General features: G+C 57.6%; 22 protein-coding genes and 1 tRNA gene. 10 read left to right on the forward strand and 13 right to left on the reverse strand.

Annotation, left to right across the window (positions count from 1 at the left end):
- Positions 1 to 174: 174 nt before the first annotated feature.
- From REA38_RS02935 to REA38_RS02945, 3 genes are read right to left on the reverse strand one after another with little or no spacing between them, the layout of a single operon-like run.
- A complete protein-coding gene (locus REA38_RS02935) occupies positions 175 to 3,255 on the reverse strand; it encodes a MexW/MexI family multidrug efflux RND transporter permease subunit (protein WP_308884930.1) in 3,081 nt (1,026 codons plus the stop codon).
- Between the two features lie 10 nt (positions 3,256 to 3,265).
- Positions 3,266 to 4,351, reverse strand: a complete 1,086-nt coding sequence (locus tag REA38_RS02940; RefSeq protein WP_308884931.1) for an efflux RND transporter periplasmic adaptor subunit — start codon at positions 4,349 to 4,351, stop codon at positions 3,266 to 3,268.
- Positions 4,348 to 4,776, reverse strand: a complete 429-nt coding sequence (locus REA38_RS02945) for a DoxX family protein (RefSeq protein WP_033654208.1) — start codon at positions 4,774 to 4,776, stop codon at positions 4,348 to 4,350. The genes REA38_RS02940 and REA38_RS02945 overlap by 4 nt, the downstream gene beginning before the upstream one ends.
- 144 nt (positions 4,777 to 4,920) lie before the next feature.
- On the opposite strand from REA38_RS02945, the gene soxR reads away from it, so the two are divergent.
- Positions 4,921 to 5,391, forward strand: a complete 471-nt coding sequence (soxR, locus tag REA38_RS02950; RefSeq protein WP_033637918.1) for a redox-sensitive transcriptional activator SoxR — start codon at positions 4,921 to 4,923, stop codon at positions 5,389 to 5,391.
- Between the two features lie 7 nt (positions 5,392 to 5,398).
- Here soxR and REA38_RS02955 read toward each other — a convergent pair whose 3' ends face one another.
- Positions 5,399 to 6,328 carry a LysR substrate-binding domain-containing protein gene (locus REA38_RS02955; protein ID WP_033646557.1) on the reverse strand — a complete coding sequence of 310 codons (930 nt, stop codon included), beginning with the start codon at positions 6,326 to 6,328 and terminating at the stop codon, positions 5,399 to 5,401.
- 150 nt (positions 6,329 to 6,478) lie between these two features.
- Between REA38_RS02955 and REA38_RS02960 the strand changes: the two genes are divergently transcribed.
- Positions 6,479 to 6,739, forward strand: coding sequence for a DUF1471 domain-containing protein (locus REA38_RS02960; protein ID WP_033637916.1), 261 nt, complete (start codon positions 6,479 to 6,481; stop codon positions 6,737 to 6,739).
- Between the two features lie 48 nt (positions 6,740 to 6,787).
- Here REA38_RS02960 and REA38_RS02965 read toward each other — a convergent pair whose 3' ends face one another.
- The 5 genes from REA38_RS02965 to REA38_RS02985 form a co-directional block, all read right to left on the reverse strand.
- Complete coding sequence (locus tag REA38_RS02965) at positions 6,788 to 7,858, reverse strand: fimbrial protein (protein WP_308884934.1); 1,071 nt, start codon at positions 7,856 to 7,858, stop codon at positions 6,788 to 6,790.
- Positions 7,859 to 7,876: 18 nt separating this feature from the next.
- Entirely contained in the window at positions 7,877 to 10,369 is a 2,493-nt protein-coding gene (locus tag REA38_RS02970; RefSeq protein WP_308884936.1) for a fimbria/pilus outer membrane usher protein, read from the reverse strand.
- A gap of 15 nt (positions 10,370 to 10,384) precedes the next feature.
- Positions 10,385 to 11,080 (reverse strand): molecular chaperone, encoded by a 696-nt coding sequence (locus REA38_RS02975; protein ID WP_033637911.1) that lies wholly within the window; start codon positions 11,078 to 11,080, stop codon positions 10,385 to 10,387.
- Between the two features lie 49 nt (positions 11,081 to 11,129).
- Positions 11,130 to 11,714, reverse strand: a complete 585-nt coding sequence (locus tag REA38_RS02980) for a fimbrial protein (protein WP_033637910.1) — start codon at positions 11,712 to 11,714, stop codon at positions 11,130 to 11,132.
- Positions 11,715 to 11,895: 181 nt separating this feature from the next.
- Entirely contained in the window at positions 11,896 to 12,507 is a 612-nt protein-coding gene (locus REA38_RS02985; RefSeq protein WP_308884939.1) for a LuxR C-terminal-related transcriptional regulator, read from the reverse strand.
- A 404-nt stretch (positions 12,508 to 12,911) separates the two neighbouring features.
- Between REA38_RS02985 and REA38_RS02990 the strand changes: the two genes are divergently transcribed.
- Both REA38_RS02990 and REA38_RS02995 read left to right on the forward strand, forming a co-directional pair.
- Positions 12,912 to 13,709, forward strand: coding sequence for a winged helix-turn-helix domain-containing protein (locus REA38_RS02990; protein WP_050438912.1), 798 nt, complete (start codon positions 12,912 to 12,914; stop codon positions 13,707 to 13,709).
- Entirely contained in the window at positions 13,710 to 14,192 is a 483-nt protein-coding gene (locus REA38_RS02995) for a hypothetical protein (RefSeq protein ID WP_308884941.1), read from the forward strand. It abuts the gene before it with no gap.
- Between the two features lie 93 nt (positions 14,193 to 14,285).
- On the opposite strand, the gene REA38_RS03000 is transcribed toward REA38_RS02995, so the two are convergent.
- Both REA38_RS03000 and REA38_RS03005 read right to left on the reverse strand, forming a co-directional pair.
- Positions 14,286 to 14,501, reverse strand: coding sequence for a hypothetical protein (locus tag REA38_RS03000; protein ID WP_016928277.1), 216 nt, complete (start codon positions 14,499 to 14,501; stop codon positions 14,286 to 14,288).
- A 227-nt stretch (positions 14,502 to 14,728) separates the two neighbouring features.
- Positions 14,729 to 14,816 (reverse strand) — tRNA-Ser (locus REA38_RS03005).
- Between the two features lie 230 nt (positions 14,817 to 15,046).
- Between REA38_RS03005 and yccA the strand changes: the two genes are divergently transcribed.
- Positions 15,047 to 15,706 (forward strand): FtsH protease modulator YccA, encoded by a 660-nt coding sequence (gene yccA, locus REA38_RS03010; RefSeq protein ID WP_004928091.1) that lies wholly within the window; start codon positions 15,047 to 15,049, stop codon positions 15,704 to 15,706.
- Positions 15,707 to 15,817: 111 nt separating this feature from the next.
- The gene (tusE, locus tag REA38_RS03015; RefSeq protein WP_004928095.1) at positions 15,818 to 16,147 is read left to right on the forward strand and encodes a sulfurtransferase TusE; all 330 of its coding nucleotides are present in this window, start codon (positions 15,818 to 15,820) and stop codon (positions 16,145 to 16,147) included.
- Between the two features lie 34 nt (positions 16,148 to 16,181).
- Here tusE and yccX read toward each other — a convergent pair whose 3' ends face one another.
- On the reverse strand, positions 16,182 to 16,460 hold the full coding sequence (gene yccX, locus REA38_RS03020; protein ID WP_033646563.1) for an acylphosphatase: 279 nt from the start codon (positions 16,458 to 16,460) through the stop codon (positions 16,182 to 16,184).
- A 92-nt stretch (positions 16,461 to 16,552) separates the two neighbouring features.
- Here yccX and rlmI point away from each other — a divergent pair, with 92 nt between their 5' ends.
- The gene (gene rlmI / locus REA38_RS03025; RefSeq protein ID WP_308884944.1) at positions 16,553 to 17,743 is read left to right on the forward strand and encodes a 23S rRNA (cytosine(1962)-C(5))-methyltransferase RlmI; all 1,191 of its coding nucleotides are present in this window, start codon (positions 16,553 to 16,555) and stop codon (positions 17,741 to 17,743) included.
- 60 nt (positions 17,744 to 17,803) lie between these two features.
- Complete coding sequence (gene hspQ / locus REA38_RS03030) at positions 17,804 to 18,121, forward strand: heat shock protein HspQ (RefSeq protein ID WP_033637900.1); 318 nt, start codon at positions 17,804 to 17,806, stop codon at positions 18,119 to 18,121.
- A 57-nt stretch (positions 18,122 to 18,178) separates the two neighbouring features.
- On the opposite strand, the gene REA38_RS03035 is transcribed toward hspQ, so the two are convergent.
- A complete protein-coding gene (locus REA38_RS03035) occupies positions 18,179 to 18,592 on the reverse strand; it encodes a CoA-binding protein (RefSeq protein WP_033637899.1) in 414 nt (137 codons plus the stop codon).
- Positions 18,593 to 18,847: 255 nt separating this feature from the next.
- Here REA38_RS03035 and REA38_RS03040 point away from each other — a divergent pair, with 255 nt between their 5' ends.
- Positions 18,848 to 19,513, forward strand: a complete 666-nt coding sequence (locus REA38_RS03040) for a DUF2057 family protein (RefSeq protein ID WP_033637898.1) — start codon at positions 18,848 to 18,850, stop codon at positions 19,511 to 19,513.
- Between the two features lie 123 nt (positions 19,514 to 19,636).
- Positions 19,637 to 20,095, forward strand: a complete 459-nt coding sequence (locus REA38_RS03045) for a methylglyoxal synthase (RefSeq protein ID WP_015377363.1) — start codon at positions 19,637 to 19,639, stop codon at positions 20,093 to 20,095.
- The last annotated feature ends 13 nt before the right edge of the window (positions 20,096 to 20,108 follow it).

Consider the following 20,108-nt stretch of genomic DNA (forward strand, 5'->3'; position numbering starts at 1 on the left):
AGAACGTTGTATGAACAGGCAAAATGGCTGGTGTTGCCAGGTCGCAGAGAGCGAAGTTATCCGAGAGAGCTCAGAGCCAGAAGCAGGAAATATCCAGATAAAAAAGTTGCTGGCCACCCTTAAGTGACCAGCATTAGCCGCGGCGGGTTTATTTTTCATACGGGCGCCGGCGGTTTATTCCGTCAGCGCCTTTTGCGCCGCGGCCAGTTCACGCTGCCGGGGCGACGCCACCGCGTGATCGCGCGCCAGCAGCGTATACACCGTCGGCAACACAAACAGGGTGAACAGCGTGCCCACCAGCATGCCGGATACGATCACCAGCCCCAGGCCGAAGCGGCTGGCGGCGCCGGCGCCGCTGGCGAACAGCAGCGGAATCAAGCCGAACACCATCGCCCCGGTGGTCATCAACACCGGCCGCAGGCGAATTTGCGCCGCCTGCAAAATCGCGACGCGGCGCGTCAGCCCCTGATGCATCTGCAACTCGTTGGCGAACTCCACCATCAAAATGCCGTGCTTGCTGATCAGCCCGATCAGGGTCACCAGCCCGACCTGGGTATAGATGTTCATCGTGGCGTAGCCCAGCGCCAGCGGCAGCAAGGCGCCGCAGATCGACAGCGGCACGGTGATGAGGATGATCAGCGGATCTTTCAGGCTCTCGTACTGCGCCGCCAGCACCAGATAGATGATCACCAACGCCGCCAGGAACGCGAATGCCAGCGCGCTGCCTTCCTGGGTATATTGGCGCGAATCCCCCTGCCAGTCGTGGCTAAACTCGGCCGGCAGCGCATTGGCCTGCCGTTCGAGGAAGGCCACCGCTTCGCCCATCGAAACACCGGGCGCGGGAATGGCCTGCAGGGTGGCGGCGTTCTGCTGGTTGAACTGGGTCAGCTTGTTCGGCTCGACCTTAACGGCCACCGACACCACGGTGGAGAGCGGCACCAGCGTATTGTCCTGCGTGCGGACGTACTGTCGCGCCAGCGCCTGCGGCGTCAGCCGCTGTTCGCGCAGGCTCTGCGGGATCACGTCATAGGCGCGGCCGTCCATGCCGAAGCGGTTGAGGTAGTTTTCCCCCACCAGCACCGCCAGCGATTCGCCGATGTCGCTCATGCGGATCCCCAGACTGTTGGCCTTGGCGCGATCGATATGCACCTCCGCCAGCGGGTTGTTGTAGTCCAGATCGCTGTCCACCACCATAAACAGGCCGCTGTTTCTGGCGTTCTGCTTCACCTCTTCCAGGGTGCGATACAGCTGCGGGTAGTCCTGCGGCGTGCGCAGCACCATCTGCACCGGCAGCCCGCCGGTGGAGCCCGGCAAGGCGGGCAGCTGGAAGGCGAAAATGCTGGTGCCTTCAACGTCGTTCACCGCCCGCTGCAGATCGGCCTGCACCGCCGACGCCGAGCGCTGGCGCGCCTGCCACAGCGTCAGGTTGATGCCGCCGATGCCGGACGCCGTGCCGTCGCTGCCGTTGATGATCCAGCGGCTTTCGGTTTCCGGCATGCGGTTGTAAACCTCGTCCAGCTTGTAGGCAAAGCGTTCGACATAGTTCAGATTGGCGTGCTGCGGCGCCTTGATGGCGGTCAGTACGATGGCCTGATCCTCGGTCGGCGCCAGCTCGCGCTGCGGCATCAGATACAATAGCGGCAGGCTGATCATCACCAGCAACGCCAGCGCGCCGGTCAACCAACGGTGGCGCAGCGAAAAATCCAGCGCGCGCGCATAGCGCCGCGTCAGACCGCCGAAGAACCACTCGGCGGCGTGCGCCACGCGCCCTTCGCTCTGTTTGGCCGGCAGCAGGAGCGAGCTCATCACCGGCGACAGCGTCAGCGCCACCACGCCGGACACCACTACCGCCCCGGCCAGCGTCAACGCAAACTCGCGAAACAGCGCGCCGGTCAGCCCGCCCATCAGGCCGATCGGCGCATAGACCGCCGCCAGCGTCAGGGTCATGGCGATCACCGGCCCCGCCACCTCGCGCGCGCCGATCATCGCCGCCGCCAGCGGCGTTTTCCCCTCTTCGATATGACGATGCACGTTCTCCACCACCACGATGGCGTCGTCCACCACCAGGCCGATCGCCAGGACCATCGCCAGCAGCGTCAGCAAATTGACGCTGAAGCCGAAGGCCAACATCAGCCCGGCAGCGCCAAGGATCGACAGCGGAATGGTCACCACCGGGATCAACACGGTGCGCAGCGACCCCAGACACAGGTAGATCACCGCCACCACGATCACCAGCGCTTCGAGCAGGGTATGCACCACTTCATCGATCGAGGCCTGAATAAAGCGCGCGGTTTCGAACGCCAGCGCCATCTTCACGCCCGGCGGCTGCATCTTGTCGATCGCCGGCATCAGGTGGCGAATGCCGTCGACAATCACCAGCGGGTTGCCGGTCGGCGTAGGGAAGACGCCGAGGAACACCGCCGGTTCGCCATCCATCAGGGCGCTGGTTTCCGTGGCCGCGGCGCCCAGCTCCACGGTGCCGACGTCTTTTAAGCGCACCAGGCCATTGCCGTCGTTGCGCACCACCAGATTGCGAAATTCCTCAACGCTGGTGAGATCGGTATTCACCCGCACGTTGGCAACCACATACTGCCCTTTCACCTTGCCCGGCGCCGCCTGGTAGTTGTTGCGCCGCACCGCGTCGGCCACGTCGGCGGCGGTCAGGCCGCGGCCGGCCAGCCGATCGCTGTCCAGCCACAGGCGCATCGCCATTTTTTGCCCGCCGAACACTTCCACCTTGGCGACGCCGTCGATGGTGGTGAACATCGGCTCCACCACCCGCGTCAGGTATTCGCTCAGCGCCGGCGTGGACAGCGTTTTACTGGAAAAGCCGACATAGGCCACGGCGGTAGCCTCACCGGCGGAACGTTCAATCACCGGATCGTAAGCCTGCTCCGGCAGCTTGTAGCGCACCTGATTGACCTTGGCCATCACTTCGGTCAACGCCTGGGTCGAATCGCGGTTCAGCGCCATGCGCACCGTCACCACGCTGCGCCCCTGCACCGAAGAGGAAGAAAGGTAGTCAACGCCCTCGACGGAGGACACCGCCTGGGCGATCGGCTGCGTGACAAAGCCCTGCATCAGCTCGGACGACGCGCCGGGATATTCAGTGCTGATGGTGATGGTCGAGTTTTCCAGCAGGGGGTATTGGCGGATCGGCAACTTGCTGAGCGCCAGCGCGCCGAACAGCAGGATCAGGGTGCTGACCACCAGCGCCAGCACCGGCCGGCGCACGAACAGATCGGTAAATGTCATCGGTCTCTCCTCAGGAACCGGCCTGGGCGGCGTTCAGGGTATCCTGCGCCACCGGCTCGGCCGCCATGCCGTCGCTCAGCTTGAGCTGGCCCGAAGTCACCACCCGATCGCCTTCCTGCAGGCCATTGACGATCTCGACGCGCCCGTCGTTGCGCTCACCCACGGTGACCGAAACGCGCTTGACCGTCATGCCCTTTTCACTCTGCTGGGCCAGAAACACGGTATCGCCGTACGCGGTATAGGTCAGCGCCGTTTCCGGCACCGTCAGCACCGCCACGCGCTGCTGCTGCGTGACGCGAATGCCGGCGTACATGCCGGCCTTCAGCAATCCCTCACGGTTGGTCAACGTCGCCTGCACCTGCACGGTGCGGGATTTGCCGATCATCGGGTCGATAGCGGTAATGACGGCGGGGAAAGCGCGATCGGGATACGCCCCAACCTGCACCGACACCGCCTGGCCTGGCGCCAACCCGGCGCTGCTTTGTTCGTCCAGCGAAAAGTTGACGCGCAGCGTATCGGCGTCCACCAGGTTCGCCACCGCCTCGGCGGCGTTAAGATATTGCCCTTCATGCACGCGGCGAATGCCGATGACGCCGGAAAACGGCGCGCGGATCGCCTTCTGCGCAATTTTGGCCTGCGTTTCCCGCACCGCGCCAAGCGCCATATCCCGCTCGGCCAGCGCATCGTCCAACTGTTGCCGCGCAGTGGCGTTGAGGTTCATCAGTTTTCGCATGCGCCCCAGCAGCAGATCGGCGTTGCGCAATTGCGCCTGCAGACGCACCAGCTCAGCCTGTTCGACCGCATCGTTGAGCTGCACCAGCAACTGCCCCTGCCGCACCGTTTGGCCGGATTCAAACAGGATACGCGTGATGCGGCCGCTGGTTTCCGCCGCCACCTCCACCTGGCTGGCCGCCTCCAGCTCGCCCACGCCGGCGTAGCTGCGCGCCGCCTGTTCACGCAGTGCGGGCGCCAGCGCCACTTTCACCGGCGGATAGGCCGGTGCGCCTTCGCTTTGACGCGCGGTGGAACGCATCGCTACCGCAGCGACGACGAGTACCGCCAGCAGCGCCGCGATAATGAGATATCGTTTCATCATGCAGCCTCACGCGTGTTGGCCAGACGTTGACGCAAACGGCTGGCGATGGCCGTCACCCACAGCCCGCCGATCACCGTGATGTGTTCCAGCGCGAAGTAGAGAGAAATCTGCATATTGGGAGCGGACATATTCCAGAAGGTGTGGACGATCGCGATAGTCAGGATCAGAAACACCGACAGCATGCCGGCGCCCAGCCACACCCACCGGTTCAGCAGGATCAATACCGAACCTGTCAGCAGCACCGCCGCCGACGCCAGGTTGAACAGCCAGGCCGGATGCAAACCGGCGGCGCGCATCTCCGCCAGGCTCCCTTCGATGTCGAACAGCTTGGCGAGCCCCGACGAGATGAAAATCACCATCAAGCACAGACGTGCGAGCAGCCAAAGCCAATAACTGTCCAGAGCGGTGTTGATAAAGCGTTGCATAACGGTTTCTTCCTGATTTTACAGCCAAAGCCATCCTTCTCCCCAATAAGACGGGGGCAGGTCTCGAGAGATGCCGGTTGCCAAGCCCGGCAGGCTGAACTATAAAACCTCAGGTTAACTTGAGGTCAAGTTGAGGAAGATAAAATGGCAAGAAATGAACCGATTGACGCCAATCGGCTATTGACCGTCGGGGAAGTGGCGAAACGCAGCGGCGTGGCGATATCCGCGCTGCACTTCTACGAGAGTAAAGGGCTGATTCAGGCGACGCGCAACGCCGGCAATCAGCGGCGTTATCCGTCGGTGGTATTGCGCTATATCGCGGTGATCAAGATCGCACAGCGCGCGGGCATTCCGCTGGAAGAGATCCGCGCCGCGCTGAGCCGTTTCCCCATCGGCAGCAAGCTGACCTCAGAACAATGGGGAGTGCTGTCCTCCGCCTGGCGCAAAACGCTGGATGAGCGTATTCAACGGCTGACGGTGCTGCGCGACCATCTCGATAGCTGCATCGGCTGCGGCTGCCTGTCGCTCGCCGACTGCCCGCTGCGCAACCCGAACGATATATTGGGCCGGCAAGGGGCTGGCGCGCATATTTTCGAACACCCGGATGGGCAGTGACAGGCGGCTAGGCAACCGGCATCATCGAGAGGCGGCGATTGGCTTCGGCGAATACCGCGACGCTGTGATCGATAAACGCCCGCACCGGCGGCAACAGGCCTTTGCCGCTGGTGAACACCAGATGAACAATGCTGCTCGGCGCACGCCACTGTGGCAGCAGACGCAGCAGTTGACCCGTTCGCAATTCGTTGGCACACAAATGGATCGGCAAAAACGCGACGCCCATCCCGGCAATCGCCGCACTATGCAACGTGCTGTAATCCCCGCAACACAGCCGGGGGACGTGTACGAAAGTACGTTGATTGCCTGCATTATCCTCGAATTCCCATCGATCGCGATCCAGCCACTCCCCCATCGACAACGTCGGCAAGCTGGCCAGCTGTTCGAACGACTGCGGCAAGCCGCCGGCTTTCTCCACCAGCTGCGCGCCGGCGACCAAAATGCGTTGCCTTACGCCAAGATCGCGCTTAATCAATGATTGATCCTGGTCGAAATGACTCGTAATGCGAAACGCCACATCGATCTTTTCGTTGATCAGATCCACATGGCGCTCATGGATCAACAGTTGTACGCGCACGTCCGGGTAACGCGCCATAAACCCCAACAGCAGATGGGAATTATAATACTGCATCAAACCGGGCGGCGAACTGATGCGCAGGCAGCCGCTCACTTCGTCGCGCGCACGGGCGACAATGGCATCGGTCGCCTCCAACCGCTCGATAATCGCCTCACACTGCCGATACACATCGCGGCCAATATCCGTGACGCGGAAACTGCGCGTCGAACGTTCGATTAACCGCGCACCGTAACTCGCCTCCAGACGAGCCACGCGTTTGCTGAGTTTGGATTTGGCTTCGCCGCTCGCCCGCTCGGCTGCGGCGAAACCACCATGTCGCACCACCAAAGCAAACAGTTGAAGATCGTTCAAATCCTGCATGCCCCCTCCTTATCGTTTCCAGTTTGGAAACGATGCATTACGCTTTCAGGCACTACCGCGCCGGCACCTCGCTGCTTATCCTTTAGCATAACGAAACAAAAAGATTCAACCATAGCAAAGAACAAGCGTATTGCGCTTGGGGAGAACATCATGAAGAACGTCATGTTGAAAACGATGCTGCTAGGGGCTTTTGTCTTTTCAGGCGCAACAGTCGCGGCAACGCAAATCAATAGTCAACAGGCGGACGCCCTGACGCCGCGCCAGGTGATTACCGTTAGCGGTGCCGCGAATCTGAGCGATGCGGAAAAGATGTTGGCGGACAAAACCGCCAAGGCAGGCGCCCGTTACTACAAAATCATCGCGATCGTAGGCAATAACAAGCTGCACGCCAGCGCGATGACTTATCAATAACCAACCCCGGCAGCGGCGGCTGCCGGTTTTTTTGCACCAACCCATTCATCAGGGATAAATAATGTTCAGCGTGGCCGAGGTGTTGATTTCACCCTGCGTCACGCCATCGCGCTGATAAGGGTAATAATAAGCGCCCATGCCGATGATAAAGTGACTGTTCAGGCTGCCGCCGGCAGCGACGTGAAACAATGAGGTGGCGCTGCCGCGATCGACATTGGAGGGCGACAGTACCACCGGCGAGCTCGGCATATCGCGTTTGACCAGGCGCAGCCCCACCCCTTGCGCGCCGCCCGCGTTGGCATTGGTCAGCACGCTGGCGTCGGAGGCCAGCAGGTTATTGCTGGACAGGAACATCTCGACGGCGCGATCGGCGATGCCTTCCTGCTGCATGTTCTGGCAGCTGATGTTCAGCGAGAACGGCGTGTAGCCGGGTTGGTTGTTATTCAGCACCTGCGCCACGCCCATTTTCGGCAATCTGACCGTCAGGCCGGCGTTGTCGAAACGGCAGGTGGTGGTTTTGGGCGCGTATTTGATGTTCATCGGCTGGCCGTACATATCGCGTTCGTCATAAGGCCAGTTGCCGGTCAGGAGCCAACTGAGTATTTTCCCGACTTGCTGCAACAGCCAAATCGGCAATTCCCATATCTTTATGCCGGTAATGTCCGAGACCATCAGCGCGTCATCCAGCATCAACGTATCCCCCGGCACCACACGGCCATTTTTGGGCTTCGATTCTAATGAGTAGCGCACGGTCATCGGCGTATTTAACTCGGCGGCGGAATGTTCGCCGCGCTTTGACAGTTCACGATCGCCAATCTTATTGACGATTTGCGCGCGTATCCACTGCGTGCCGTTGTTAAAACCAAAAATAGCCGCATTCTTATTATCGGGCGACAGCTTGAGCGTATAGGTAAATTTGCTCTTTGAAGAACTGCAGTCAAAAGTGCCGACATATTGGGTGCTGTATTGCTCCTCCCACACCGGGGTGTTGGCATTCAGCTTATCGGAGAGATCGACATTCAAAGCCGGTGCAAATGAGATCCCTTTGCCAAAACAGGTGGCATAACTATAGCCGCTGAACACCCCGGACAGCAGCAGCAAAAAAATCAGCCTGATCATAGGTTCGGTTATCCTGTATTAGCGGCAAACGCCGGGCGACGCGTCGAGCGCCAGAGTCGGTTTGGCGATACGGCAACGGCCGTCGCGCAGTTGCACCGTCAACGCCGTTGGCGGCTGTTCGACGCGCAGGTACAGCACGCTGGCCTGGCCGACAAAGCCTATCGACCGGCCGTTTTCATCCAGCACTTCGGCGCCGAACGGCAGCGGTGCACCATCGGCGCGCTGCGCCCGCAGCTGGAATGGCTGACGTTGATCGGTTTCGAATTTCAGGTAGCTGACCGCGCCGTAGTAAGGCACGTGGTTGGCGACGTTGCCGCTGATTTCCGCCCCGCTGCTGTGGCCGGTATCCGACAGCGTGACCGAGTTTTGCCGGTATGGCGTGGCATAGGGCACCAGCGCCAGACCCTGGGCGTTGGTCACGATGCTTTCGTCGCCGTTGACCATCAGCCCTTCGGCCTGCGGCGCCTCGACCACCGTCATGGTGTTGCCGATTTCGTTCGACGCCAGCACATGCCAGGGGATCGCCACCAGGCTGCCGCGCGCGCTGAGGCCGCTCTGGCGATAATCGTTGCCTTCGCTGTAGGAGACGCCAAGCGTCGAGACACGGGTGCGGTAGGCCGCATTGACACCGGCCATGTTGTCGCCGCCGCTGCGATTGCTGCCGTTCAACGAGTAGCTCAGACGGTTGGATTCCAGCGCATTGCCGCTCAGGCTGACCGTGCTTTGCTGATAGTGAGAGTCCGTCGCCGACAGGCCGGTGCTGAGGTAGGCGTTGTTGTCGAACACCGACAGCGGCAGGCTGAACGACAGGTAATAACGCGTCTCTTCCTCACGCTGGCTGTTGCGTACCCGGCTGGCGGAAACGGAGTAGCTGACGCGCCCCAGATTGTTGGAGTACCCCAGCTGGTATTCGCGGCTTTTCGCGTTGGCCGTCCAGTAATCGCGCTGGGAGCCGGAGAAGAACAGCGTGCCCCACCCTTCGTTAAGACGCTGGTTCAGGTTAAGCGTAAAGGTATTTTTCGGCCGGGCGGACCGTAGCGCATCCCAGGTGTTCATATCCAGTTCGGACAAACCCACCTCGTCGCGCCAGCGGTCAAACTGCCGTTCCAGCTGGCGGTAACCGTCATTAGAGTAAATGGCGTCGGTAAAGCTGTAGTAACCGCGGGTGGAGTAACGGTAGGCCGCCAGCGTGAAGTTGGTCGCGGTGGCATCGAGAAATTTACTGTAGGCGATACGGAAGCTCTGCCCGCTTTCACGGCGGTTTTTCAGGCGGGTATCGGCATGCGTCAGGTCGATGGACACCGCCCCTATCGGCAGGTTCCAGCCGCTGCCGAGCAGCCAGGCCTGATAGTCGTCGCTCAAAATGCTGCCGGCATAGCCGGTTACCAGGTTGTTGAAACCGTACTGCAGGGTGCCCTGCACAAAGCCGGGATCGTAATCGGTATTGCTTTCGTTCACCTTGCCGGCCAGCACGCTGTATTGGCTGACGCCCTGTTTCAACATGTTGGGTACGGCGGAAAACGGCACGCTGAACGACTGTTCACGCCCATCCGCCTCTTTGACCGTTACCCACAGATCGCCCGCCGAGCCGGTCGGCTGAATGCTGTCGAGGGTAAAGGCGCCCGGCGGCACGTTTTCCTGGTAGATCACGTTGCCGTTCTGCACCACTTTCACCAGGGCGTTGGTTTGCGCCACGCCCCGCACGATCGGTGAAAAGCCCTGCTGCGAGTTGGGGCGCATGCTGATGTCCGACGCCAGCGCCACCCCGCGGATGCGCACCGAGTCGAACAGATCCCCCGGCGAATAAAAATCGCCGGCGGTCAGGTTGGATTTGATGTCGGCGAAGCCGCGCTGCAGATAGCGCGTGTTGTTCTGCCAGTGGCTCCCCCGCCCGCTGCCGTGGCGAAAGCTGCTGCTGTCGCGAAATTGCCAACCGGCCAGATTGATCCCGGATTCCAGCCCGGTATAAAAATCGTCGTTGTTGCTGCGATTGCCGTCGCCGCGCGCCTCGGCGTGGTAGTACGTCGCGTTGTAGGCCAGCGTCAATGCGGAGATGCCGCGATTCCAGAAGGCTGGATCCACGTATCCCGCCTCCGATCGGTTGACCCGCGCCTGCGGCACCGTCAGCCGCAGGCTCAGCGCGCCGACGTCCATATCGAACCGGCCGCCCTGCACCAGCGTGGCGATCGACAGCGTCGTCTGGGGCGCCTGAGGCGTCGGCAATTGACTCAGATCGATGCCCAGCCGCTGCGCATCCTGGTAGTCGATTTGGATATCGTCGCGTTGGGTGCCAAACAGCAGCGCATAGCGCCCTTTCCAGTCATGGTTGACATACACATCGATCTCCTGCCGGCCGGCAGGCATGTCATTATTGAGGTAAAAACGCGAGAGATCGGAATCGCGCGATTCGCCGGCCAACAGCGACGTATCGAACGTCACCGCCCAGGCCGTATCCGGCAACAAGAATGAAGAGGCGGTCAGCAGCGAGAGGACTTTTTTATTCAGCTTCATTGTTGTTCTTTCAGGTTAGTGTGCGGTGATGGCTTTAGACTTGTAAGCCCCCAGATCGTCGATATACATCAGGTCATAACGGGCGTTTTTGCTGACCGCTCGTTTGCTGGCGGCAAACTGGGTGGAAAACGGCGCGACCATCAGCGAATCAACCAGCAGATGCTTGTCCGCACCCTGGCCTATATTCGCTACCGTAATGAAATACGGGCTTTTATTGATGACGTTGAAGCCTTTGCCATTGGCTTGCAGCGTCAGTTCTTCCAATGCATTTTCCACGCCGCGGGTTAACGCCTGCGGGCGGTAGAACAGTTTGATGCGCGACTTGATCGCCAGCTGCAGCGTATTGGTGCCCTGCAGGTTTTCCGGCGTCGGCGGGATATCCAGCACGTTGAGGTAGAACACCGATTCACGATCCGCCGCCAACGCGGCGCCAACTTTCTGAATACGCAGCTGCTGCCCGCTGTTGCCGTTCACTTTCACCACCGGCGGCGACAGCAAAAACGGCACATTGGCGGTTTCCGGGGTGGAATTGATATCGCCGTCGTCGATCCAGGCCTGAACCAGCGAGGGGTCGGTACCGTTATTCAGCAATTGGACAATCACGTCCTTGTTGTTTGCCGGGTAGATCACCCGCGTGCCGTTAACCACCACATTGGCCTGCGCGCCAACGGAACCCAGCAACAGCGCCGCTATCATCATGTATTTTTTCATCGTTCCCCCGGGTGGCCAGGCCCTATCAAGGGCCTGGCTGTCAGCGCGATTACAGGTAAGAAATGGTGTAAGTCACGTTGGAGCTCAGAGCGCCCACTTTTGCCGCTTCGGCGTTGGTTTTGTAGTAGTACGCGTCCAGCGTCAGGGTTTCTGAATCCGGCGCCTCTTTGTCGCCCATGATGTCGGTGACATAAGGCACGTTCAGTTGGATCGGGGTGGAAGAACCGGTTTCCGCCAGAGAGAAGCCCACGTTTTTCGCGACGGAAGCGTCGTTCTCGTTGACCGAGTTGTTCAGCAAATATTTGCCGTCGGTGGAGATGTTATCCGCGGAGGAGAAGTAGATTTTCAGCGGGGTGCCCGCGGTACCGGCCGCCGGCGAACAGCCGGAGAAGGTCAACGAGAAGGACTTCTTGTTCTTGGTGATTGGCCCGACGGTGTTACCCGCGTCGGTCACCGAGATCGGGCTCAGTGCTACGGTGAAATCCGCGCTCTTGCCGCCGTTAATCGTACAGGTGGTGTCGGTAATGGCGCCGGTAAAGTTAATCACGCCACCGGCGGAATTGTCTTCAGCAAAAGCCACCGGCGCAGCGACCGCGGCCGCCATGATTGCAACAGAAAGCATTTTCTTCATCATGAGATAAAACTCCATAACAGTTTGGTTTGAGAGAATAAATAAAAAGCAGCCGCTGCTGGCGGGATGAAACAATCCCTCCCCGTAATACAGAGGCAAAAGGGTGAACACATTCCTGTTTTTATAAAATCAAGCCATAGCGTTATTCATCAGCCGATAATAAAAGCGACAAAATAACGAACTCCTAGATAACCGCCGAGAAACCGGATGAAATGTCCAATAAATTGTGCACCCGATTCTTCAATCCCATTTTGCGTAATGCACTGCATTTCTGCGTGCTGACCGTTTTTACGCTTTTATCAAGCATTCGGGATACCTGGGTCACCGTATAGCCGAAAGAAAGCAAATGAAGCGTTTCCACTTCACTTTCAGTCAGGCAACTTTTCGTATTGCGGGCCGCCCCACCCTCAACGTTTCCATCTAATGCAGAATGCTGCGCAATATTAGCCAGCAGCAAAGACAATTCCTTATTCATGTCGGGAACTCGCACTCTTTTATCGAGCACCACCACATCACGCGTGACAGAACGAAATAACAGACGACGCTTCTCTTCTGTCGTCAAAAAAATTTTCACGCCATGAATAGCAGACAATAACGCTGCCGCCATGCTGAAACGCAACAGGCTTTTTATCGCATCATCGACGATTAGAATATCGTGGTAATTTCGCCCCATGGCCAAAGGCAGATCGTCGTAGTAAGCAATAACGTGATCCTTATGAAAAATCCTTGGCGCCAATATCCTTTTCATCGCCTCTCTGAAAAAGATGTTTTCAGATACGATACCGATACTGAGCATACTTCCTCCATCCATGGCTAAAGAAAACGGCGATGCCTTGCACTAAATACCTGCCGTTTTCTTGGAAAAATCGCATTGCCGTTTGGGAGCCATCAATAAGCGCCCGGCACATAAGCAGGCGCCGTAAAACACTAAGATAATTCTGCATCAAATCATTAACAACAGGAACATTATTTTTATTAACGTAAATTTTAATTATTATAATCTAATAAATTATATATTTTCAGAATTTAACCCTGCCAAGCATAATAAAAAGAGCAATGCACCATGCATTCTGTTCGTCGAAGAAATAAAAATCCCCCTGAATTATTTATGTTTCCCCACCCAGAACCTTGACCTGACCGACGTTTCACTAAATACTAGCCGCGACCTGGAAGCCTATACCATTATAAAAACCTGCATACATGAAATATATTATCGACCTCTGCGTGATCTATGACGCAAACGCGTGTCGTCTCCAACTCATTGATAACGATGAGTCATCGATACGGATATCCAATCCGGCCTCGCGCCTGTTAATTGAAATGCTGACTCATCCGAATATCCCATTGAAACGTGAGGTATTGATAAAAAAGGTATGGGAAGAGTATGGTTTTTCAGGCTCATCGATCAGCCTCAATGTAGCCGTCAGTGAAATAAGGAAAGCGTTCAAACTGCTGGGGAGAGAAACCTCGCCGATAAAGACCCTGGCGAAAGTCGGTTTTTGCTTTACCGCCATGATTGATATTTACCCATCACCGCAGGCAACCGTTAATGAAACGCCCCCTTCTGCCGCCTCAGTACCGCTTTCGTCTTTCCCGTCGGTTGCCGAATCACATAACACGCCGCCGCAGAAACAGGTAAATATTCGCGCTATTGCCGCTATCTGCGGCGCATTTATTCCGCTGTTGTTCGTCGCAGCGCTCTATCCTGTTGAACCGCCTGATCAACCCAGAGAAAATTTAATCTCGTTAGGGAAAAAAGACCGCTGCACCTTGTATTCTCTGGATGCGGACAAGCATATTGATGACGAACTGGAAAAGCGCATGGTCAACCAGGCGCTAGAAGAGAGCGGTGTGGATTGTATAGCCAGTAAAGCGGACATCTATTTTTCCTCCGTAAAACACACGTTGACTTATAACACCTTCCTCGGTGTGTGTTATCTCGGCTCACAAGATCGATATACCCAGTGTGTTACCTACAAAATTCTCAACGGAAAATAAATGGCCGCATTGCTCAACCCCAAAATGCTGACTATCGGATTTTTGGCAGTGATTCTCTTCATTGTGCTGTTTCGCATTTTAACCCCCGCCGCGCCTGTGCATATGAATTGCCAGGCCGATACGATCACTAAAAAACGATTAGCTTCAGGCGATGACCTGGAATTAAAAGTGACGGGCAGTTTATTCATCTATGACGAACATCATGCCATGATCGTGCAGCGTGGGGACATCACCGTGAGAGGCAAAACCTACAGCCTGGATAGGAAAATAAACTTTGATATAAAGAGGTTAGATGACGGGTTTTACATGACCACCCACCGAGAAATCAGTAAAGCGCCCGACGACAACGCGCCGGATGAGCTGACCCAGGAAATCCCCATGATCTCTCTCGGCATTAAGAACGGCGTTTTTTCGATGCGTAAAGCTCGGCAAGATGCGTACATCGTTCATGGCGTGCTTTTCCCGGTAACGCTATGCCGTTAACCTGAGAACAGAATGCCATAGAGAGACAGCGAAGGATCGCAACGGGGCGCGCTTATGGCAAACACGCCCCAGATACCGATTGGGGAGGAAGGGCTATTTTACCGACATATCCGTACGGACGATGCCATGGTTTTTCATCACCTCTTCCATGGTGAGGTTCTCATCATACGGCGTATCGTCCACCACGACGTCTTGCGGGCGCACATAAGGTTTGGTCGCGCGTTTGAACATCCACCACCACACGAATACCAGGAAAGCGCCGGACTTCAGAAAGATCATGGTCCATAGGGCGACTTGATACCAGTTCATCTCTGTCTCCATAAGAGCATTAAGCGAAATCGATAAGGCGGCGTTGTTTATCACCCCGGCGGTGCCTGACAGCAGCAGGCATCCGAGCAGCCAACCTTGATGACCGCATAATCTCACCGATGCGTGGCCCTTATCAATAGCCGATCGCGTTTCCTGCAAAAGCGCCTCGGTTTCTGCGCACGCAAAAACAAAAACCCCGTGCTCAGAGAGCACGGGGTCAGAATGTATGGCGGAGGAGCAGAGATTCGAACTCTGGAACGGTTTCCCGTCGACGGTTTTCAAGACCGTTGCCTTCAGCCACTCGGCCACCCCTCCGCAACGACGCGCACTATAAACAGACCTCATTCGCTTGTAAAGCCCGGGCGCGTTCAACCGCGCGAAAAATCGGCGAAGACGCAGCAAACAGCGAACAAACGCGCGTCCGCTCCTCCCTGCTGTTGCAACAATGATAACTAAGGGTAAAGATTGGTAAACAAACTTTAATCAAGCGCTTGCGCTGCCTATCATCGGGATTATTTTGTGATGGCTTGATAAGAGAGAGCATTATGGACCGCATTGTCGTCTCATCTTCTTCGCGCGACTCGCTGCTCAGCACGCATAAAGTCCTGCGCAACACCTATTTCCTGTTATCCCTGACGCTGGCTTTCTCGGCGCTGACCGCGACCGCCAGCACGATGCTGGGGCTGCCGGCGCCGGGCTTGCTGCTGATGCTGGTTGGTTTCTACGGCCTGATGTTCCTGACCCATAAACTGGCCAACAGCCCGGCAGGCATTCTGGCGGCGTTTGCGCTGACCGGTTTCATGGGGTATGCCCTCGGCCCCATTCTCAGCTCGTTCCTGAACGCCGGCGCGGGCGATCTGATCATGCTGGCGCTGGGCGGCACCGCAGCGGTGTTCTTCTGCTGCTCGGCGTATGTGCTGACCACCCGTAAAGACATGTCATTCCTGTCCGGCATGATGATGGCAGGTTTTGTGGTACTGCTGGTGGCGGTGATCGCCAACCTGTTCCTGCAGATCCCTGCCCTGCACCTGGCCATCAGCGCGCTGTTCATCCTGTTCTCCGCCGGCGCGATCCTGTGGGAAACCAGCAACATCATTCACGGCGGCGAGACCAACTACATTCGCGCCACCGTTAGCCTGTACGTGTCGCTCTACAACATGTTCATCAGCCTGTTGAGCATTCTGGGCTTCGCCCGCAGCAACTGATCGCACGTTACACCAGCTTTCCAGGCCCCGCTCCGGCGGGGCTTTGTTTTTTGCGGCTGAAAAAATTTGCTAAACTGGCGGCCGTTCCGAATTATCCGTTATCGAGGCAGTATGTTGGAGTTTGAAGGTCAGGTTATCGACACTGACGCGCAGGGGTATCTGAAAAACAGCGCCGACTGGCATGAAGGGCTGGCGCCGCTGCTGGCCGCGCAGGAAGAGATCGTGCTCACCGAAGCACACTGGGAAGTGGTGCGCTTCGTGCGCGACTTCTATCAGGAATTTAATACCTCACCGGCTATCCGCATGCTGGTCAAAGCGATGGCGCAGAAATACGGCGAAGAAAAAGGCAACAGCCGCTATCTGTATCGCCTGTTCCCGAAAGGGCCGGCCAAACAAGCCACCAAAATCGCCGGATTGCCGAAACCGGTAAAATGCATTTGACCGCTCTGCCCGCAGCGCCGCTGCAGGCGAGCGTTTAATAACGAATGCCAAACCCGCTGTAATCAGCCAGGCCCTGCGGCTCCACCAGCACACGTTCGACGCGCGCGCTGCGCGGGCCGCCCTGTTTCAACCACTCCAGCAGCTTGTCCACCTGCGCCTGTGTGCCGCAGGCCACCACCTGAACACTGCCGTCATCGAGATTGCGCGCATAGCCTGTCACCCCCAACGCCTCGGCCTGCCGCTGGGTGGAATAGCGAAACCCAACCCCCTGCACTACGCCATACACATACGCAGCAATGCAAACTTGTGTCATAATCGCCCCCTTATTCAGTTTTCGTTATGGCATTGCCGTGCCTTTGCACCGCCGTGTCACTCTTTCTATCCTAGCTGGCAGCATTCTTAATTATGACCGTACGCCTGTTTCTCGCCAAAGGACGTGAAAAGTCCTTACTCCGTCGCCACCCTTGGGTGTTCTCCGGCGCCGTTCAACGCGTTGAGGGCAAAGCCCACTCCGGTGAAACCATCGATATCCTCGACAGCCAGGGTAAGTGGCTGGCACGCGGCGCCTATTCGCCCGAGTCGCAGATCCGCGCACGCGTCTGGACCTTCCAGCAAGATGAAGAGATTAACATCGATTTCTTCATTCGCCGCCTGCAGCAAGCGCAAAGCTGGCGCGATTGGGTCGCACAGCGCGACGGTCTGGACGGATACCGCCTGATCGCCGGCGAGTCCGACGGCCTGCCGGGCATCACTATCGATCGCTTCCAGAATTTCCTGGTGCTGCAGCTGCTGTCCGCCGGTGCCGAATACCAGCGCCCGGCCCTGCTTTCCGCCCTGCAGCATTGCTACCCGGAATGTTCGATCTACGATCGCTCCGACGTTGCGGTACGTAAAAAAGAAGGCCTGCCGCTGGCGCAGGGCCCGGTATTTGGCGATCTGCCGCCGGAACTGCTGCCGATCACCGAACACGGCATGAAGCTGCTGGTGGACATTCAGCAGGGGCACAAGACCGGTTTCTACCTCGACCAGCGCGACAGCCGCCTGGCGGCGCGCAATTACTCCGCCGGCCGTCGGGTGCTGAACTGCTTCTCCTACACCGGCGCCTTCGCCGTTTCCGCTTTGATGGGCGGTTGCGCGCAGGTGATCAGCGTGGATACCTCGCAGGCGGCGCTGGATATCGCCAAACAGAACGTCGAGCTCAACAAGCTGGATCTGAACAAAGCGGAGTTCGTTCGCGATGACGTGTTCCAGCTGCTGCGCAACTACCGCAATCAGGGCGAAAAATTCGATCTGATCATCATGGATCCGCCGAAATTCGTCGAGAACAAGAATCAGTTGGCCAGCGCCTGCCGCGGCTACAAAGACATCAACATGCTGGCGCTGCAGCTGCTGAATCCGGGCGGCATTCTGCTCAGCTTCTCCTGCTCCGGCCTAATGCCGACCGACCTGTTCCAGAAAATTTTGGCCGACGCCGCTGTAGATGCCGGACGTGATGTACAATTTATAGAGCAGTTCCGACAGGCTGCCGATCACCCGGTGATCGCCACATACCCTGAGGGGCTGTATCTGAAAGGATTCGCTTGTCGGGTGATGTAACTTGAAATGCGCTGCCCTGCCCCCATATATGAGCAAGGCATTGTTTCTCAGGAGGTCATCATGATTGCCAGCAAATTCGGTATCGGACAACAGGTTAGGCATAAACTGCTGGGGTATTTAGGCGTCGTGATCGATATCGACCCGGAATACTCTTTGGAACAACCCAAAGCTGACGAAATAGCGGCGAACGATGAACTGCGTTCAGCCCCTTGGTACCACGTGGTGATGGAAGACGAGGAAGGCCAACCGGTACACACCTATCTGGCGGAAGCGCAGCTGGATAGCGAAGCCCAGGAGGCACACCCCGAGCAACCATCGCTGGATGAACTGGCGGAATCCATCCGTCACCAGCTACAGGCGCCACGCTTGCGCAATTGACCGCGCCAAGACCTGAGAAACCCGAGAGGGCCCGGCATCGCGCCTGGCCCTTTTTATTTAGCGCTCCAACCCTAAGCGCGGGATTTCGATTTTCGGACAGCGATCCATCACCACACGCAACCCGGCCTGTTGCGCCAGCGCTGCCGCCTGCTCGTTAATCACCCCTATCTGCAGCCAGAGCGCCCTGGCGCCGATCGCTATCGCCTCTTGCGCCACACCGTAAGCCGCTTCTGAATTGCGAAACACGTCAACCATATCCACCGGCTGCGGGATAGCGGCCAGCGTAGGGTAAACCTGCTGCCCCAGCAGCGTCTGCCCCGCCAGTTTTGGGCTGACCGGGATCACCTGATACCCTTGCGCCAACAGATACGCCATCACCCCATAGCTGGGCCGCGATGGGTTATCGCTGGCACCGACCAGCGCGATAGTTTTCACCTGTTGCAACAGCTCAACAATCTCTTGATCTTGCATCTTCAACTCCCGTTTATCACTGCGTCACTTTCCATTTCGAGTGTAACCGATCGGCATTCGTTCGGTTAAACGCAACGCAAGGGAAACTTCACAGCAATCTTATGGTCAGAGGCTGTCGCGGTTCAGCTGCGCATGGTCATGTCTAATCGCGATAAAATATGTAAAAATGTAAACAAAATACCCGATTGAAAAATTTTGACACAACCTATGCCGTGTTCAACACTTAGCGTTACGCCACTTTATAAGGAGATAATGATGAAATTTGGTCTGGTGGTTGCGGCGTTGCTCAGCATCAGCATGCCTGCCGCGGCTACGACCCTGAAACTCTCCCCGGACATCGACCTGCTGGTGGTCGACGGCAAGAAAATGACAGGTTCGTTGTTAAAAGGCGCCGACAGCCTTGAACTGGATGGCGGGCAGCACCAGTTGCTGTTTAAAGTGACCAAAACCGTACGTTCCGGCCAGCATACGCAGGCCTATGCTTCCTTGCCGCTGGTTGCCACCTTCAATACGCAAAAGATCAGCCAGGTGGCGATCGAACTGCCACGCATCGAGAACGATCGTGATGCGCAACGCTTTGACAGAACGTTGAATTATCTGGTGGTCGATAAAGACGGCAACGCCCTGCCGTTCCGGCATGATGTGCTGCATCCCGACAGCGTCACCTTCAATACCGATTTGGAAAAGGTGATGACCGATTACAACCGCCAGAACCGCCCGGCCTCCGTTCCGAGCTTTGTTCAGGCGAACGCGGGCAATGCCTCAGCCCTCGCGTTGGCCGGCGCGCCGATAAACGCCCCGACGGTGACGTTGAAAGGTGAAAACGTGTCGGAACAAATGCTGCAATACTGGTTTCAACAGGCCGACAAGGAAACACAGAAGCGTTTTCTGCGCTGGGCCAATAAACAACCGATTCGCTGATCCCTCCCGGCGCCTTTCCCCGTAAAGGCGTCTTTTCTTCGCATTTTCAAGCGCAAACGCTAGGCAGTGAAAAACAGTTTCAGTAATCTGTCGCACATTCCCCGATTAGCGAAGGACACCGAGATGGAATTGACCACCCGCACTATCGCCGCGCGCAAACACATTGCGCTGGTGGCGCACGATCACCGCAAACAGGCCTTGCTGGAGTGGGTAGAAAGCCACAAGACCATTCTGGCGCAGCACCAGCTGTACGCCACCGGCACTACCGGTAATCTGATCCAGCGCGCCAGCGGCATTCCCGTCACCAGCATGCTGAGTGGCCCGATGGGCGGCGATCAGCAGGTTGGCGCACTGATTGCGGAAGGCAAGATAGACATGCTGATCTTCTTCTGGGATCCGCTGAACGCGGTGCCGCACGATCCGGACGTGAAGGCGCTGCTGCGGCTGGCGACCGTATGGAATATTCCGGTGGCCACCAACCGCTCGACCGCCGACTTTCTGATCGACTCTCCGCTGTTCAAAAGCGAGGTGGAGATCGCCATCCCCGACTATCAGCGCTACCTGCAAGACCGCCTGAAATAGTCCTCGCGGCCTG

Origin of the sequence: Serratia sp. MF1(2023), assembly GCF_030954545.1 — a bacterium.
GTDB lineage: Bacteria > Pseudomonadota > Gammaproteobacteria > Enterobacterales > Enterobacteriaceae > Serratia > Serratia sarumanii.